Annotated in this window: 15 protein-coding genes; 13 read left to right on the top strand and 2 right to left on the bottom strand. The window is 36.0% G+C overall.

The genetic code is table 11. The features are described 5' to 3' along the window. Window positions 1–20: 20 nt before the first annotated feature. Window positions 21–1,262, bottom strand: coding sequence for a nucleotidyltransferase (locus BWGOE10_RS19670; protein ID WP_171903131.1), 1,242 nt, complete (start codon window positions 1,260–1,262; stop codon window positions 21–23). 153 nt (window positions 1,263–1,415) lie between these two features. On the opposite strand from BWGOE10_RS19670, the gene BWGOE10_RS19665 reads away from it, so the two are divergent. The 3 genes from BWGOE10_RS19665 (at window position 1,416) to BWGOE10_RS19655 (ending at window position 2,786) form a co-directional block, all read left to right on the top strand. Next, on the top strand, window positions 1,416–1,916 hold the full coding sequence (locus tag BWGOE10_RS19665) for a YceD family protein (protein ID WP_000872151.1): 501 nt from the start codon (window positions 1,416–1,418) through the stop codon (window positions 1,914–1,916). Window positions 1,917–1,977: 61 nt separating this feature from the next. Next, window positions 1,978–2,151, top strand: a complete 174-nt coding sequence (gene rpmF, locus BWGOE10_RS19660; protein ID WP_001984764.1) for a 50S ribosomal protein L32 — start codon at window positions 1,978–1,980, stop codon at window positions 2,149–2,151. A gap of 128 nt (window positions 2,152–2,279) precedes the next feature. Continuing rightward, complete coding sequence (locus tag BWGOE10_RS19655) at window positions 2,280–2,786, top strand: RsfA family transcriptional regulator (RefSeq protein ID WP_070144645.1); 507 nt, start codon at window positions 2,280–2,282, stop codon at window positions 2,784–2,786. A gap of 33 nt (window positions 2,787–2,819) precedes the next feature. Here the strand turns inward: BWGOE10_RS19655 and BWGOE10_RS19650 are convergent, their stop codons facing one another. Beyond that, window positions 2,820–3,293 carry an N-acetyltransferase gene (locus tag BWGOE10_RS19650; RefSeq protein WP_070144644.1) on the bottom strand — a complete coding sequence of 158 codons (474 nt, stop codon included), beginning with the start codon at window positions 3,291–3,293 and terminating at the stop codon, window positions 2,820–2,822. 296 nt (window positions 3,294–3,589) lie between these two features. Here BWGOE10_RS19650 and panE point away from each other — a divergent pair, with 296 nt between their 5' ends. The 10 genes from panE to spoVE all read left to right on the top strand — a co-directional run bounded on the left by panE (window position 3,590) and on the right by spoVE (window position 17,239). Then, entirely contained in the window at window positions 3,590–4,474 is an 885-nt protein-coding gene (panE, locus tag BWGOE10_RS19645; RefSeq protein ID WP_070144643.1) for a 2-dehydropantoate 2-reductase, read from the top strand. 82 nt (window positions 4,475–4,556) lie between these two features. Further along, window positions 4,557–6,173 (top strand): bacillithiol biosynthesis cysteine-adding enzyme BshC, encoded by a 1,617-nt coding sequence (bshC, locus tag BWGOE10_RS19640; RefSeq protein WP_070144642.1) that lies wholly within the window; start codon window positions 4,557–4,559, stop codon window positions 6,171–6,173. Between the two features lie 366 nt (window positions 6,174–6,539). Beyond that, on the top strand, window positions 6,540–7,472 hold the full coding sequence (rsmH, locus tag BWGOE10_RS19635; RefSeq protein WP_002014746.1) for a 16S rRNA (cytosine(1402)-N(4))-methyltransferase RsmH: 933 nt from the start codon (window positions 6,540–6,542) through the stop codon (window positions 7,470–7,472). A gap of 15 nt (window positions 7,473–7,487) precedes the next feature. Then, window positions 7,488–7,850: a cell division protein FtsL gene (ftsL, locus tag BWGOE10_RS19630; protein WP_002014745.1), complete on the top strand. Its 363-nt coding sequence runs from the start codon at window positions 7,488–7,490 to the stop codon at window positions 7,848–7,850. Between the two features lie 73 nt (window positions 7,851–7,923). Next, window positions 7,924–10,023, top strand: a complete 2,100-nt coding sequence (locus BWGOE10_RS19625; RefSeq protein ID WP_070144641.1) for a penicillin-binding protein — start codon at window positions 7,924–7,926, stop codon at window positions 10,021–10,023. 81 nt (window positions 10,024–10,104) lie between these two features. Next, the gene (locus BWGOE10_RS19620) at window positions 10,105–12,021 is read left to right on the top strand and encodes a stage V sporulation protein D (protein WP_070144640.1); all 1,917 of its coding nucleotides are present in this window, start codon (window positions 10,105–10,107) and stop codon (window positions 12,019–12,021) included. 211 nt (window positions 12,022–12,232) lie between these two features. After that, window positions 12,233–13,708, top strand: coding sequence for a UDP-N-acetylmuramoyl-L-alanyl-D-glutamate--2,6-diaminopimelate ligase (locus BWGOE10_RS19615; protein ID WP_070144639.1), 1,476 nt, complete (start codon window positions 12,233–12,235; stop codon window positions 13,706–13,708). A gap of 22 nt (window positions 13,709–13,730) precedes the next feature. Beyond that, window positions 13,731–14,705, top strand: coding sequence for a phospho-N-acetylmuramoyl-pentapeptide-transferase (gene mraY / locus BWGOE10_RS19610; protein ID WP_002014738.1), 975 nt, complete (start codon window positions 13,731–13,733; stop codon window positions 14,703–14,705). Beyond that, window positions 14,706–16,058: a UDP-N-acetylmuramoyl-L-alanine--D-glutamate ligase gene (gene murD / locus BWGOE10_RS19605; RefSeq protein WP_070144638.1), complete on the top strand. Its 1,353-nt coding sequence runs from the start codon at window positions 14,706–14,708 to the stop codon at window positions 16,056–16,058. It begins immediately after the preceding gene. A gap of 89 nt (window positions 16,059–16,147) precedes the next feature. After that, window positions 16,148–17,239 carry a stage V sporulation protein E gene (spoVE, locus tag BWGOE10_RS19600; protein ID WP_002111438.1) on the top strand — a complete coding sequence of 364 codons (1,092 nt, stop codon included), beginning with the start codon at window positions 16,148–16,150 and terminating at the stop codon, window positions 17,237–17,239. Window positions 17,240–17,332: the final 93 nt, after the last annotated feature.

The raw sequence follows: 17,332 nt of genomic DNA, 5'->3' as shown, positions 1-17,332 counted from the left end.
CTGAAGAAGAGAGGTTTTTCTTATAGGAATTTTTTCGTTATTTCATCATAACGAATTGGATGATGCGTTGCGTCTTGTTTTAGCAGTTGTGTCCGCAAAGGTTCTTGCATTATGGAGAAATATACAGCATTTGATTTTCGTTCTATGTCTAAAGTTGGATGTTCGAATGTTTTTGTATGAGTAAGGATTGGAAGTTCTATTTTTTTCTTATTTCTAGAAAGATAAGTTTGTCCCTTTTGTGACATTCCGAGAAGACGGATATACGGCGCATGTTGCTCTATATTTGCTTTGTGTATTTCTTCCTTCGTTGTATTTGTTAAAATATGTGTACAAGCTCTTTGCAATCTAGTCCATGTATAACGTTTTGTTTTTAATGCTTCCATGAATGAATAGAAAGATGAACTGTTTTGTATTTTTGATAAAATACGATGCTCTAAACCTTCTTCCATTTCATATATATGTTGTAAGTCCTCTGAAGACATCGTCATAAGTTTGTATTTAAAAAATGAAAAGTATTTTTCCCAGTTATGTAACGTCCCGTAGTTTTGCTTGTAGTTTTCTAAAAGAGAAGCAGTCATTTTTGGGATAAAAGGCTCAATAGTTGTAGAGGAATTGTTTTCATTAAATAGCTGTTTGCGAATACTTGTTGCACTTGCAATATGTTGATCGTGAAATGTTTCATCATGATAATGAGAGGCGAATCTTTTTATAGTTTGTGCTTGCATGGAACTATTTTGTAAGAGAATTGCTTTAATGTACTGTAAGCCTAAAATGTTATTTGGTTGTGACATATCTACGTTTTTTTCGGGTGGTAAGATGTGTAAAAAGGCTTCAGATGTAGCTTTTGCATAACTATTACCTGCATTCATAAATTGCTTCACAAGACGATTAAAAGTCTCTTCTTCATTTTTTTGTATAGCGATGGTAGTGTAGAAATTTTCAGTTTGTCCATCTTCACTGCCGAAACAAATGTCAGAAACACCAAGGGCGTTTAAAATCGAAATTGCGCCATTTGCGAAAGTTTCGGCCTTTTGTGTTGCGAATGCATAAGGAAGCTCCACAACAAGGTCTACGCCGTTTGTTAAGGCCATTTTAGTACGATACCATTTGGAGATGAGTGCGGGCTCACCACGCTGCAAAAAAGGACCACTCATAACGGCGATAATAATATCAGACTGTGTTAACTTTTTTGTTTGTTGCACATGATAAGCATGACCGTTATGAAAAGGGTTATATTCAACAACAATACCACTGGATTTTATGGTAATCTCTCCTTTCGATGTAGCATCTTTTTGGAAAACGTGATAATCTATATATTATTTCCTATGATGACTTCATTATAGTGTAAAGAAAAAACATTGACAAATATAAAATGGCTAGCTATAATTTTGTTTGTTGCCTTGAGGTGATATGATATGAAATGGTCCATCCATCAATTGAATAAATTGAGAAATAAAGGATTGACATTAAATGAAATGGTAGATGTAAGTGAGCTAAAAGAGGTCGAGAAAGATATTCGTGAAATTAATCCTGTTCATGTGACAGGAAGAGTTGATTTTGGCTCCGGTAAGTTTACGTTTCATCTACATATAACTGGAAGCATGGTTTTACCATGTTCTCGCTCTTTAGTAGATGTGACATTACCATTTGACATTAAAACAACTGAGGTGTTCCAAACTTCAGAAGAAGAATTTGAAACAGAAGCTGAAATTCATTGTTTAGAAGGAGAAGTACTTGACTTACTGCCCGTAATCAAGGAAAATATACTTTTGGAGATTCCAATGCAAATTTTCAGTGATGATGTTTCTGGTGGAGCACCGATGCAAGGTCAAGACTGGCAAGTGATTTCGGAAGAAAACAAAGAAAAGACTGTTGATCCAAGATTAGCAGGACTTGCAAAGTTTTTTGACAAATAATCGGAAGACTGGTTTAGGCCTTCATATGAAAATAACTATTTCTTTTAAGGAGGTGGGAAGAATGGCTGTACCTTTTAGAAGAACTTCTAAAACAGTAAAAAGAAAGCGTCGTACGCATTTCAAATTATCAGTACCTGGTATGGTAGAGTGCCCAAGCTGTGGTGAAGCGAAATTAGCTCACCGTGTATGTAAAGCATGCGGTACTTACAAAGGTAAAGAAGTAATCAGCAAGTAATTGCGAAAAATAAACGTAGAAGATATCTTCTACGTTTATTTTTTTTGTCTTATTCTTTATTTGTTGTATTCTATCTTTTCTAGTAACTGCATATGCTTAATAAAAAATGCATAGGGAGGACTAGAGAGATGGCGACAACAAGACAAGATGCTTGGACTGATGATGAAGATTTGCTTCTGGCAGAAGTAGTACTCCGGCATATTCGTGAAGGTGGAACGCAACTTTCCGCTTTTAAAGAAGTGGGGAGGCATTTGTCTCGTACACCTGCAGCCTGTGGATTTAGGTGGAATTCTTACGTTAGAAAGCAATATAAAGAACGTATTGAAGAAGCGAAGCAACTTCGAAAGGTAGAAAATTATGAAGTGAAAGAGACAAAGGTATTAGAGCCAAAATCTATTACGTTGAATGATGTTATTGAATTCTTGCGAAATTATAAAGATGAAAGCTCTTTAATGGTGTTGCAACAACAAATTGAATCGTTACAAACAGAGAAAGAACGTCTTATGGAGCGATTATCAGTATATGAGGAAGAATATAGAACATTACTTGATTATATCGATCAAAAAAGAAGTGTAATGGTAGCAGAAAGAAATGGCGCTCGCTCGAATGGAGAATTAGAAAAATTAAAGAAATAAAAACAGCTGCGTAACAGCTGTTTTTTTTATTTCTTATGCAGATTCTTCGTTTGTAATCGTATTCAAATTTGTTTCTGGTTGCCAAATATAAAAATCACCATCAGTTACTGATACTGGCTGGAAACTTAATTTATCCCAAAAACCAGCTGACTGGATACGTGCTATCGTTTTAACTGGGAATTGTAGTTGTTGCGCATAATTAACAAGCATTTGTCCGAATCCTTGTTTTTGAAAAGTCGGCAACACTTCAAGTTTATAAAGTTCTAGGTAAGTACCCGTAATTTCAAATGGTTCTCCACCGTTCCTTTTCATATATAGACTCATACGTGCGATTAGCGATCCTCCATAATAAATACCGTAAAATGGAGACTCACTATCATTTTCAATAATGTTTGCTTGTAATTCTTCCAACATGGATAGTTCTTGAGCTCCGCACCCTTTAAATTTTTTAAATTCATCTAATGTTTTATAATTGATGAGCAAGCGTTCAACTTTTGGGAATCCCATTACATCACATCCTTTTCTTATCTTGTTGAATGCAGAAAAGTTAAAATAGTTATAATAATATTATAACTCATTTTTTAATTTTTATGAAGAAGATAGAATATTTCTTTCATTATTTTTTTGGGGATTTGCTAAACTAAGAATAGAACTATGTATATAGGTAGTATATACATAGTGAAAGAAGAGGTTGCATTTGTTAAAAGATAATTGAATCCTCAACTATGTAATTGTAATTTAATAAAGATGTAAAGGGGGAAGGGCAAGGGAACTTATATCACTTGTTAATATGAGTTCTTTGTGTGAAGATGAAAATTGGAATTGTTGGACCGGGAGCTATTGGTCTCCTATATACATTTTATTTACAAAAAAGCAATCAAGATGTTACGTTGTTTACAAGGAACGCTAAGCAAGCAGAGGAATTAAACTTAACGGGTGTAACTTGTATTAGGAATGGAGAACGTGAAACAGTATTTCCATCTATTTTACCGATAGAAAGTATGCTGGATAAACAGTTAGATTATACATTTATTGCTGTAAAGCAATATCATATAACTGACATATTACCTTTTGTTCAGGGAGAATCGTCATTAATCTTTTTGCAAAATGGAATGTCACATCTTCACGTTATGCAAAAAATAGGAAATGAACGTATAGCAGTCGGGATTGTGGAGCATGGTGCAAAAAAAGAGGAAGGGCATACAGTTCATCATACTGGAATAGGTGTTACAAAGTTTGGTGTAGTGCGTGGTCAATCTAGTTGTTTTAAAAAGGTGTTTAATTGTTTTCCTTTTGATTATTTTCCGATTCAGATAGAAGATGATTGGAAGGGGATTATGCGCAATAAATTAGTAGTAAATGTATGCATTAATCCATTGACGGCATTATTGCGGGTTGAGAACGGAGAGTTAATTTCAAATCCGTTTTTTTATCAAATGATGGAGCAAGTGTTTCAGGAAGTTGCATTTCTTGTTAAAGAAGAAGATAAGGAAATGGTATGGCAAATGGTATGCCAAGTATGTGAAAAAACAGCTCATAATACTTCATCTATGTTAGCGGACGTAAGAGCGAATAGACAAACGGAAGTTAATGCGATTATTGGATATGTACTAGAAGAAGCTAAGGAACAACAACGATCTGTTCCGACACTTCGATTTTTGTATGGTGCAATAAAAGGAATAGAATAATAAGTGTTTTTCTTTGCTTTTACGTGAAACATTGACTACAATGTGGGTTGGTGAGAGAACAGGATACGAAAGGAAGAATTATATGGAGATAAAAGAAATCTCTGTTCCACTACAAGGTGTTGTAGCGGACTATATGAACGGTAAAAAAGAGATACAGTCATGTTTTGATTATCTGTTAACAGAGGATGCGTTTAAACAGCGTTTACATGATTTGCGTGAGAGAGAGTTTTTCCGTCAAGATTTAGTAACGCATTTATTAGAATATAATACACAATTGCAAGCGGGAGAATTTACAATTCAAAATATAAAAGCGCTTGAAGATGAAAATACATATGTTGTTATAGCTGGACAACAAGCTGGGTTATTAACTGGTCCGCTTTATACAGTGCATAAAATCATTTCAATTTTACAGCTTGCAAAAGAAAAAGAAGAGAGCTTAGGGATTCGAGTTGTTCCTGTCTTTTGGATTGCTGGTGAAGACCATGACATGGATGAAATTAATCATACGTTTGTAACGAAAAATAAAAAAATAAAAAAGACCATTTTTCATGATTGTTATCCGAAAAAGGCGAGTGCTTCTGAGTCTGAGCTTGCTATTGAAGACTGTAGAAAATGGGTCGAAGAGATCTTTAAAACATATCCGGAAACGAATTTTACAAAGGATGTATTACAGTTTGTTGATGATGCTTTAGGTAAATCGCATACATATGTAGATTTCTTTGCGCGCCTTATTACGAAAATGTTCGCAAATTCTGGTTTAATTCTTGTAGATTCACATCATCCTGCATTAAGAAAATTAGAAGTTCCGTTTTTACAACAAATTATAAGTAAATATAAAGAAATTCAAGTAGCACTTCATAATCAACAGGAAGTAATTAAGGAATTAGGATTTAAACCGATTATTGAAACGAAGACAAATGCAGTGCATATATTTATGGAAATTGATAATGAGCGAGTATTGCTTGAAGAGAATCAAGGGAAGTTTATTGGAAAAGATGGAGTGCATTCATTTTCGTATGAAGAATTGATGGAAGAGATGGAAAGAAGTCCAGAACGTTTTAGTAATAATGTTGTAACGCGCCCTCTTATGCAAGAATATATGTTTCCTACATTAGCGTTTATTGGCGGTCCAGGGGAGTTAGCTTATTGGAGTGAATTGCAACAAGTGTTTCATACGGCCGGTTTCCAAATGCCACCTGTCGTTCCGCGTCTGACGATTACTTATATGGAGCGAGATATAGCGACAGATTTATATGATTTAGATTTGCAAGAAATTGATCCGTTTCTAAATAATATAGATAATCTGCGTGACAATTGGCTTTCTAATCAAATAGAGGAACCGATAGACGAGCGATTTATAGAAGCGAAAAAAGAAATAATGGATATTCATACATCATTACAACAATTCGTGAAAAAAATAGATCCAGGGTTAAATGAGTTTGCTGGGAAAAATGAACTGAAAATTAATGAGCAAATTGAACTGTTAGAAAGAATGTTGAAAAGAAATGTTGAGAAGAAACATGAGATTCAACTGAATAAATTCCGCCGTTTACAATTTGCGCTTCGTCCATTAGGAGCACCGCAAGAACGTGTGTGGAATGTCTGTTATTATTTAAATCAGTTCGGTCTTGATTTTATTGACCGGGTAATGGAACAATCTTTTTCGTGGGACGGAAAACATCATGTAATAAAACTATAGAATCTTGCTCTTTTGAGCAGGATTTTATTTTTATTCTGTTGAATTAACTGTGAAGTGAAATATTTCTGAATTATCCATCTTATGTTAATGTAATGAATCGCTATGTATCAGGTATATATATATGACAAAATAGCACAAAATGTAAACGGATTATTATCTTTTTCGACAGGTTTTTGTTTAAATTCCCGCAAAAAATGATAAAATTTAGTATATAATAAAATAAAATAGCGATTTGTATAGCATGCTACATTGTTGGAAGTTAAATGAGTCGTTCTTTAGTAGCATTTCATCCTCTAGTAGTAAATTCTGTTTGTAGAGTGAGAAATGTATTTAACATAATTAATTGGAAAAAGAGTAGGTGCAGCAATGTTCAAACACGTAACAGTACTTTTGAAAGAAACAGTAGATGGCTTAGATATAAAGCCGAGTGGTACATATGTAGATTGTACACTGGGTGGAGGAGGACATAGTTCTTATTTATTATCTCAGCTAACAGATGGTGGGAAATTAATAGCATTTGATCAAGATGAAATAGCGATTCAAAATGCGAAGGAAAAATTTTCTTCTTATGGTGAACAATTTGTAACAGTGAAGAGCAACTTCCGTTATTTATCTGAAAAACTACATGAATTAGGTATTACAGAAGTAGACGGGATTTTATTCGATTTAGGTGTTTCATCCCCACAATTAGATACACCAGAGCGTGGCTTTAGTTATCATCATGATGCACCGTTAGATATGCGGATGGATCAAGATGCCCCATTAACAGCATATGATGTTGTGAACAGCTGGTCATATGAACAACTCGTAAGAATTTTCTTCCAATACGGAGAAGAAAAATTTTCAAAGCAAATAACAAGGAAAATTGAAGCTTATCGCGAGAATAAGGCTATTGAAACGACAGGAGAATTAGTGGAATTAATTAAAGAAGGTATTCCAGCTCCGGCACGTAGAACAGGTGGACATCCTGCGAAGCGAGTATTCCAAGCGATTCGTATTGCTGTAAATGATGAATTAAAAGTATTTGAAGAAGCGTTGGAATCTGCAATTGATATGGTCAAGCCTGGTGGAAGAGTTAGTGTTATAACATTCCATTCTTTAGAAGATCGTATTTGTAAAACGACGTTTAAGCGAAATAGCACAACGCCGCAATTACCACAGGGACTACCGATTATTCCGGATGAATTTAAGCCGAAATTAAAGCTTATTACAAGGAAACCGATTTTACCTTCTGACATTGAATTAGAAGAAAATAATCGAGCGCGTTCTGCGAAGTTGAGAATCGCTGAAAAAAGATAAAAAGGAGAGAGAGGTATGACTAATTTAGCTGTAAAGTATAAACAACAGGCGCAAGAAGAGGTACAAATTCAAGCGCCGCCACAGCAGATGGTTAAGCCAAAAGTTAAAACGAAAATTACAAGAATTGAAAAGCTATTGTACGTAACGTTTATTGGATTTTTATTATATGCCTGTGTAGCTTTTATTGGGAATAAAGCGGGTCTATATCAAGTTAATGTAGAAGCAGCAACGATAGAAGAACAAATTGTGAAAAAACAAAAGGAAAATCAAGAATTGCAGGCTGAAGTAGAGAAGTTAAGTCGTTATGAACGTATCGCTGAAGTTGCAAAAAAACACGGGCTAGAAATTAATGCGAATAATGTGAAAGGCCTAAAATAAGGCAAATAGGTGTGAAGAAAAGATGAAGAGAAATATGACCAAATTTCATACCAATAAGGGAGCAGGTTATTTTATGATATTTTTCCTCCTGCTCTTTTTGCTGTTATTAGCCCGATTTTTTTACATACAAGTAACAGGAACAGTGGACAATCATGATTTGAAAAAACTTGCTGAGCAGAAACATAGTAAAAAGGGAGTTCTCGAAGCGAATCGAGGAACAATTTATGATCAAAATGGTCATGTCCTAGCGCAAGATGCAAATTCTTATAGACTTGTAGCCGAGTTAAAAGGAGCTAACGCCGTTAAGGATAAAGAGGATACTGCAAAGAAAATCGCAGGAGTACTCGGAAAAGATGAAGATAAAATTTTAGCTACTTTAAATAAAGAAGGCAAAAGTCAAGTGGAATTTGGAACATTGGGTAAGGACTTGACGAAAGAAAAGAAAGAACAAATAGAAGCATTGAAATTGCCGGGAATATCTTTTATTACCGAAAATGCGAGAGTTTATCCAAACGGTGATTTCGCATCTTACGTCATAGGTCATGCGAAACCTGATGAAAATGGAATCTCAGTCGGTCAATTTGGCTTAGAGAAGAGTTTGGATAAATATTTAGGTGCTTCTAATGGAGAGGTAGCATATACAGGTGACCGTAAAGGAGTATCTCTTGACGGTGGAAAAGTGAATGTAAAGGCACCTAAAAATGGAGATAACGTGTATTTAACACTTGATCAACGTATTCAAAGTTATTTAGAAGACGCAATGAAAGAAGCGAGCAAACATTATGAACCAGAAAATTTAATTGGAATTGTTGCGGATCCGAAGACAGGGAAAATATTAGCGATGTCTAGTAAACCAAGTTATGACCCTAATGATCGTCAAATTAACTATTTCTTCAATGACGCAATTGCAAATGCATTTGAACCGGGATCAACAATGAAGATTTTTACATTAGCAGCGGCGATAAATGAAGGTGTATACAATGGACAAGACTTTTATCAGTCTGGTACATATCAAGTTGGTAATCGCAAAATAAAAGATCATAACGGCGGCGCTGGATGGGGCTCTATAACATTTGATGAAGGGGTAGAGCGCTCTTCAAACGTAGCATTTGCAATTTTAGGTGATCAAAAACTTGGTCCAGAACGTTTCCGAAAATATATTCATAATTTTGGATTAGATGAAAAAACAAACATTGATTTACCTGGTGAAGGATCAAATACAATTTTATTTGATCAACAAATACAACAAGTAACAACAGCATTTGGACAAGGTTCTACAGTTACACCAATTCAACTTGTACAAGCTGCAACAGCGATTGCAAATGATGGGAAAATGATGAAACCTTATACAATTGATAAAATTGTGGATCCAATAACAGGTAAAGTACAGCTAGAGCATAAACCAGAAGAAGTAGGGAAACCTGTTTCCAAAGAGACAGCAGCGCAAGTAAGGCAATTACTAGAACGTGTTGTTACATCACCGAAAGGAACAGGGACTGCATATAAAATTGATGGGTACTCAGTCGGGGGTAAAACAGGTACAGCACAAATTCCTGACGGGAAAGGTGGCTATATGACAGGAAGAGAGAATTATATATTCTCATTCTTAGGTATGGCACCGATGGACGATCCACAACTTGTTGTGTATGTGGCCGTTAAACAACCAAAATTAAAAGATGATGAAAACGGGGCTAAACCTTTAGCTGATATCTTTAAATATGTAACGAAAAATAGTTTAGAGTATTTAAAGATTAAGCCAAATGAAGTAAAAGACCCGAAAAAATATGTGAAAGAACAACAAACTGTCGTTCCAGATGTAACCGAAAAAACGATGGAAGAAGCGAAAAAAACAATTGATAAAGCAAAACTGCGTCCAATCGTATTAGGTGAAGGGAAAGTACAGCAGCAAGTGCCAAAAGCAACTGAACAAACATTAAAGGGTGATCGCGTCTTCTTAGTAGGAGATAAGCCTACAATGCCAAATATACAGGGATGGGCACTGCGTGATGTTATGAATTTAGCAAAAACATTAAAGCTTAACTTAAAACCTTCTGGTACAGGATATGTAACGGAACAAAGTGTAGCGGAAGGGACATTGTTGCAACCTGGTACAGAATTAGGTGTAACACTCGTACCACCACTTGAACCGCAGCAAGAAGCGGAAAAGCCATAATGGTAATAGGGAAGAAGTTCTAATTAAATAAGTACAAGCATATATTGGAACAAGCTAGGCGTAAGGGAGGCTTGTTCCAATATGCGTGTATCAAATGTAACAGTTAGGAAACGACTTATTTTTATACTTATATCGGGTATACTCATTTTCACCATCATCGATATTCGTCTTGGATATGTGCAATTTTTTCTTGGAAATATGTTAACGGATCGTGCGAAGGATTCATGGAGTCGTAATATTACTTTTGAACCAGAGCGAGGGAAGATTTTAGATCGAAATGGTGTGGAGCTTGCTACGAATAAAAGTGCACCGACCGTCTTTGTTGTGCCGAGGCAAATTGAAAAACCAGCAGAGACTGCAGAGAAGTTAGCTGCAGTATTAGGTGTGGAAAAAGATGATATTTATAAGCGGATTACAAAAAAAGAGTCGATTGTAAGGCTTGATAAAGGCGGAAGGAAAATATCGCATGACAAAGCGAAAGAAGTACGCGGATTAAGTTTAAAGGGTGTGTACATCGCAGAGGATTCTATCAGGTACTATCCATTCGGTAATTTTTTATCACACGTATTAGGATTTGCGGGCAGTGATAATCAAGGGCTTATGGGACTAGAGAAATATTATGATAAAGAGCTAAATGGTGATAAAGGTCATGTGCGATTTTTTGCAGATGCAAAAGGACAGAGAATGCCTAACGTTGGAGATGATTTCAAAAAACCAGAAGCCGGCTTGAATTTAGGATTAACAATTGATTCACGCATTACGAGGATTATGGAAAGAGAAATGAATATTGCGGAATCAACGTATAATCCTGATGGTATGATAGCAATTGCAATGAATCCGAAAAATGGTGAAATTTTAGGTATGTCAAGTCGGCCAAGTTTTGATCCAGCAGATTTCCAAAGTGTTTCTCCCGACGTATATAACAGAAACTTACCTGTATGGAGTACGTATGAGCCGGGGTCAACATTTAAGATTATTACATTAGCTGCAGCCTTGAATGAAAATTTGGTAGACTTAGAGAAAGATACGTTTTATGATGATGGAGCAGCTGAAGTTGGTGGAGCTAGATTGCGCTGTTGGAAAGCTGGAGGCCATGGTAGCCAAACGTTTTTAGAGGTAGTTCAAAACTCTTGTAACCCAGGATTTATTGAACTCGGTGATCGTCTTGGTAAAGATCGATTGTTTAAATACATTCGCAATTTCGGGTTTGGCCAGAAGACCGGAATTGACTTACAAGGTGAAGGTAGCGGGATTTTATTTAATTTAGATAAAGTTGGTCCAGTCGAGCAAGCGACGACTTCATTTGGGCAAGGTGTTTCTGTTACACCGATTCAACAAGTAGCAGCTGTAGCGGCCGCTGTAAATGGTGGAACTTTGTATCAGCCATATATAGCAAAGGAATTTATTGATCCGGAGAATAATCAAGTTGTTAGCAAAAAGACACCTGTTGCGAAAAGGGAAGTTATTTCCAAGGAAACTTCAGAGAAAGTTCGTTACGCATTAGAGAATGTTGTAGCGAAAGGTTCTGGTAAAGGGGCTTATATTGATGGATATCGTGTAGGTGGAAAAACTGGAACTGCTCAAAAGGTGAAAGATGGAAAATATTTAGATAATAACTATATTGTATCATTTATCGGTTTTGCTCCAGCTGACGATCCGCAAATTGTTGTTTATGTAGCAGTGGATAACCCGAAAGGAGTCACTCAATTTGGTGGAGTTGTAGCAGCACCTATTGTTGGGAATATTCTTCGTGACGCACTTCCTGTAATGGGAGTGGAACCGAGAAAAGAGCAAGTTGAGAAAGAATATAAATGGGGCGATACACCAACTGTGGAAGTTCCGAATTTAATTGGTATGAAAAAGAAAGATTTACAAACGCAACTTGTAGACTTGAAGCTTGATATAAGTGGTGATGGTGGGAAAGTAATTAAACAATCACCAGAAGCAGGAGCTAAAGTAAAAGAGGGTTCAAAAGTTAGAATTTACTTCGGGAATTAAAGGTAACTGATTGTGTTTTATGGTACAATTGGTGGAAGTGAGTTTTTTTATAGAAAAATTGCTTTATTTGAGACGATAAGTGTCTCATTAATAAATAAATCTATTGATTAGACTATAGTAGCACTTACCTCCTATTTTTATATAACTAGGAGGTAACGTGTTACTTGCTAAAATAAGAGATAAATAAACAATGTAGAGAGGGTTTAGTGAAATGAAGTTGCATACACTTTTATCATGTTTGCATGATTTTCCAGTTGTTCCAAAAGAAAATCCAGAAATAACATCTATTGAAGCGGATTCACGTAAAGTGAAAGAGGGAAGCTTATTTATATGCATGAAAGGATATACGGTTGATAGCCATGAATTTGCTAAGCAAGCAGCCGCACAAGGAGCGGCTGCTATTGTTGCGGAAAGACCAATTGATGTTGACGTTCCAGTTGTACTTGTGAAAAATACTTTTCGTTCGCTAGCGGTTTTAGCTGATTATTTTTATGGCCAACCAACACACAAGTTACATTTAATCGGTATTACAGGTACAAATGGAAAGACAACAACATCGCATATTATGGATGAAATTATGCGCGCACATGGTCATAAAACAGGGCTAATTGGAACGATTAATATGAAAATCGGTGATGAAACATTTGAGGTGAAAAATACAACACCAGATGCACTAACACTTCAACAGACGTTTTCAAGAATGGTTGAACAAGGTGTAGATAGCACAGTAATGGAAGTTTCGTCTCATGCTTTAGATCTTGGCCGTGTACACGGGTGCGATTACGATGTTGCAGTATTTACGAATTTAACACAAGATCATTTAGACTATCATAAAACGATGGAAGAATATAAACATGCGAAAGGATTGCTTTTTGCACAGCTTGGCAATAGTTATCATCATAATCGTGAAAAATACGCTATATTAAACAGTGATGATCCAGTAGCAGAAGAGTATATGAGAAGTACAGCAGCTACTGTTGTAACATATGGTATAGATGTTGCAAGCGACATTATGGCACGAGATATCGTAATGACGAGTGGTGGTACAACATTTACACTTGTAACACCGTATGAAACTGTAAATGTTACGATGAAATTAATTGGTAAGTTTAATGTATACAACGTGTTGGCTGCTACAGCAGCAGGTCTTGTTTCAGGAGTGAGCTTACAAACAATTATTGATGTAATTAAAGAGCTTGCTGGTGTTCCTGGACGTTTTGAAGTTGTTGATGGTGGACAAAATTACACAGTTATTGTTGACTATGCACATACACCTGATAGCTTAGAGAACGTACTAAAAACAGCAAAACAGTTTGCAAAAGGTGATGTATATTGTATCGTTGGTTGCGGTGGTGATAGAGATAGAACGAAAAGACCAATAATGGCAAGTGTTGCAACCAAATATGCAACTCACGCAATTTATACATCAGATAATCCAAGAAGTGAAGATCCGAAGGCTATTTTAGATGATATGGTAAATGATGCAAATGGGAATAATTATGAAGTAATTGTTGATAGAAAAGAAGCGATACGTTCCGCTATCTCGAAAGTGAAAGCAGAAGATATTATTATTATTGCTGGTAAAGGGCATGAAACATATCAAATTATTGGTAAAGAAGTTCATCATTTTGACGATCGTGAAGTCGCTAAAGAAGCAATCACGGAGCGTTTAAACAACGAAGTGTAACAGCATGAGAGGAGGACTACATGTGCTTGAACAAGGTTTATTAGTAACGGCTGGGGTAGCATTCTTAATTTCTGTTGCCCTTTCGCCATTATTTATTCCATTTTTAAGAAAGTTAAAGTTCGGACAGAGTATTCGTGACGAAGGACCGAAGTCACATCAAAAGAAATCAGGGACACCAACGATGGGTGGTATTGTCATATATGTATCTATGATGGTGACTACGCTTATTATGGCGATTAAATTTAACAATTTAGGTGCAGAAGTATCATTGTTATTATTAGTTACATTTGGGTACGGATTAATCGGATTTTTAGATGACTACATAAAAGTAGTAAAGAAAAGAAATCTTGGTTTAACATCAAAACAAAAATTGATTGGTCAGCTTGTAATTGCTATTGCGTTCTTTTTAATTGGAAAAGGGCAAGCATTTCACACTTATATCATGATTCCGGGAACTGATGTTAAATTTGAATTAGGCTGGGCATATTTTGTTCTTGTATTATTTATGCTTATTGGTGGATCAAATGCGGTTAATTTAACAGATGGTTTAGATGGTTTATTATCAGGAACAGCTGCTATTGCATTCGGAGCATTTAGTATTATTGCTGTAGCTCAAGAACAATTTGGGGTAGCGATTTTCTGTATGGCAGTTGTAGGAGCTGTACTTGGCTTTTTAGTATTCAATGCGAATCCAGCGAAAGTATTTATGGGGGATACAGGTTCTCTAGCTTTAGGTGGTGCTATCGCAGCTGTAGCGATTTTGTTAAAACAAGAATTGTTACTCGTTATTATTGGCGGTGTATTCGTAGCGGAAACTTTATCTGTTATTATCCAAGTTATTTCGTTCAAAACAACAGGAAAGCGTGTCTTTAAAATGAGTCCATTACATCATCATTATGAATTATGTGGTTGGTCAGAGTGGCGCGTTGTTGTAACGTTTTGGTCTGTAGGATTTTTATTAGCTGTGCTAGGAATTTATATCGGGGTGTGGATGTAATTGAAAACTGTAACTGAATATCAAAATAAAAATGTTCTTGTATTAGGTATTGCTAAAAGTGGCTATGCAGCAGCTACTTTATTAAAAAAATTAGGGGCAAACGTCATTGTAAATGATGGGAAACCATTAATGGGTAATGTGCTTGCTGCTGAGTTACAAGCGGAAGGAATGGATGTTATATGTGGTGGGCATCCGTTAGAATTGCTGGAGAGAAACATTTCACTTGTCGTAAAAAATCCAGGAATTCCATATTCTAATCCACTCTTAGTAGCGGCGAAGGAAAAGCAAATTCCAATTGTAACTGAGGTTGAATTAGCATATCGCATTTCAGCAGCACCGTTTGTTGGGATTACGGGATCTAACGGCAAAACAACAACGACAATGTTAACGTTTGAAATGTTAAAAGAAGGACAAAAGCACCCAGTTATTGCGGGGAATATAGGTACTGTAGCTTGTGAAGTTGCACAATTGGCGAAAGAAAATGAAGTTGTCGTTACGGAACTTTCATCGTTTCAATTGATGGGAGTGGAATCGTTCCAACCAAAAATTGCAGCCTTTTTAAATTTATTTGAAGCGCATTTAGATTATCACGGGACGAAGAAAGAGTATGGTTTGGCGAAAGCGAATATTTTCAAAAACCAAACTGAAACAGATTATAGTGTAATTAACGCAGATGATGCAGATGTAATGGCATTATCGGCATATAGTAAAGGACAGAAAGTATTATTTTCGACGACGAAAGAAATTGAAGATGGTGCGTGTATAAAAGATAACGCTCTTTATTTTAAAGGCGAAAAAGTAGTTAAAGTAAGCGATATTGTTTTACCTGGTAAGCACAATTTAGAAAATATTTTAGCAGCAATGAGTATTGCTAAATTACTAGGTGTTTCTAATGAAGCAATTACTGCTGTGTTAAAAAGTTTTACAGGTGTAAAACATCGCTTAGAATATGTAACAACGATTAATAATCGTAAATTTTATAATGATTCAAAAGCGACGAATATGCTAGCGACAGAAAAAGCATTATCTGCATTTACACAACCGATTGTATTATTGGCTGGTGGACTTGATCGTGGTAATGAATTTGATGATTTAATTCCATACTTTAAACATGTCAAAGCGATTGTAACATTTGGACAAACTGCACCAAAATTAGTAAGAGCGGCAGAAAAAGCAGGATTAGATGTAATTGAAAGTGTCGATACTTTAGATGATGCAGTAGTGAAGGCTTATGCTCATTCTACCGATGGTGATGTTATTCTTCTTTCACCAGCATGTGCAAGCTGGGATCAATTTAAAACATTTGAAGAAAGAGGAGACATTTTTATACAAGCTGTGCATAAACTTATATAAAGTAAATCAAAACATCAGTAGGCTAACACCTACTGATGTTTTGTTACATAGGGCAAAGGTTCTGCCCAAAGAGGTGGTGTTCATGGGTAATGAAGAAAACGCCTGATTTTATTCTCATCATCGTTACACTTGCGTTGTTAACAATCGGAATGATTATGGTTTATAGTGCGAGTGCGGTTTGGGCCTCTTATAAAATGGGGGATTCATTCTTTTTTGCAAAAAGACAATTGTTATTTGCAAGTCTTGGGGTAGTAGCTATGTTTTCTCTCATGAAAATTGATTACTGGGTGTGGCGTACGTATTCAAAAGTAATTTTACTAGTTTGTTTCGTTCTTCTTATTCTCGTTCTTATTCCTGGAGTAGGTCTCGTTCGTGGGGGAGCGCGAAGTTGGATTGGAATCGGAGCATTTTCTATCCAACCGTCAGAGTTTATGAAATTCGCGATGATTATTTTCTTAGCAAAATTTTTAGCGGAACGACAAAAATTAATTACATCGTTTAAACGAGGTTTGCTACCGGCTCTTAGTTTTGTATTTCTTGCTTTTGGGATGATTATGTTACAACCAGATCTTGGTACGGGAACGGTAATGGTTGGGACATGTATTATTATGATATTCATTTCGGGAGCAAGGGTTTTTCACTTTGCAATGTTTGGTTTGCTTGGTGCAGCGGGATTTGTAGGGTTAATTGCATCAGCACCATATCGAATGAAACGCATCACATCATATTTAGATCCGTGGTCGGATCCGCTCGGAAGTGGATTTCAAATTATCCAATCATTACTCGCAATTGGACCTGGTGGTTTATTTGGGCTTGGACTTGGACAAAGTAGACAAAAATTTCTTTATTTACCTGAACCACAAACAGACTTTATATTTGCAATCTTATCCGAGGAATTAGGTTTTATTGGTGGTTCATTTGTGTTATTATTATTTAGTCTATTATTATGGCGCGGGATTCGTATAGCATTAGGAGCGCCAGATTTATATGGTACGTTTTTAGCAGTAGGTATTGTGGCGATGATTGCGATTCAAGTAATGATTAATGTTGGTGTTGTAACAGGACTGATGCCTGTTACGGGTATTACTTTGCCGTTTTTAAGTTATGGTGGATCAAGTTTGACCTTAATGTTAATGGCAGTAGGTGTATTATTGAATATAAGTCGCCATTCTCGCTATTAAACCCTGTTTAAAAGACAGGGTTTTTCGTGTGTGTGTGAAAATACAATATGTATATAGAAATAAATACGATTGAATAAGAACAGGGAAGTGGAG

It is taken from the genome of Bacillus mycoides, assembly GCF_001757995.1.
GTDB classification, from domain to species: Bacteria; Bacillota; Bacilli; order Bacillales; family Bacillaceae_G; genus Bacillus_A; species Bacillus_A mycoides_B.
The sequence above is the reverse complement of the archived record's forward strand: the minus strand, read 5'-3'. Positions and strand labels throughout refer to the sequence as shown.

Excerpts from the sequence above, each read along its gene's own strand:
- BWGOE10_RS19665 (WP_000872151.1), top strand. The coding sequence starts at position 1,416 with ATGAAATGGTCCATCCATCAATTGAATAAATTGAGAAATAAAGGATTG.
- rpmF (WP_001984764.1), top strand. The coding sequence starts at position 1,978 with ATGGCTGTACCTTTTAGAAGAACTTCTAAAACAGTAAAAAGAAAGCGT.
- BWGOE10_RS19655 (WP_070144645.1), top strand. The coding sequence starts at position 2,280 with ATGGCGACAACAAGACAAGATGCTTGGACTGATGATGAAGATTTGCTT.
- BWGOE10_RS19650 (WP_070144644.1), bottom strand. The coding sequence starts at position 3,293 with ATGGGATTCCCAAAAGTTGAACGCTTGCTCATCAATTATAAAACATTA.
- bshC (WP_070144642.1), top strand. The coding sequence starts at position 4,557 with ATGGAGATAAAAGAAATCTCTGTTCCACTACAAGGTGTTGTAGCGGAC.
- rsmH (WP_002014746.1), top strand. The coding sequence starts at position 6,540 with ATGTTCAAACACGTAACAGTACTTTTGAAAGAAACAGTAGATGGCTTA.
- ftsL (WP_002014745.1), top strand. The coding sequence starts at position 7,488 with ATGACTAATTTAGCTGTAAAGTATAAACAACAGGCGCAAGAAGAGGTA.
- BWGOE10_RS19625 (WP_070144641.1), top strand. The coding sequence starts at position 7,924 with ATGATATTTTTCCTCCTGCTCTTTTTGCTGTTATTAGCCCGATTTTTT.
- BWGOE10_RS19620 (WP_070144640.1), top strand. The coding sequence starts at position 10,105 with ATGCGTGTATCAAATGTAACAGTTAGGAAACGACTTATTTTTATACTT.
- BWGOE10_RS19615 (WP_070144639.1), top strand. The coding sequence starts at position 12,233 with ATGAAGTTGCATACACTTTTATCATGTTTGCATGATTTTCCAGTTGTT.
- spoVE (WP_002111438.1), top strand. The coding sequence starts at position 16,148 with ATGAAGAAAACGCCTGATTTTATTCTCATCATCGTTACACTTGCGTTG.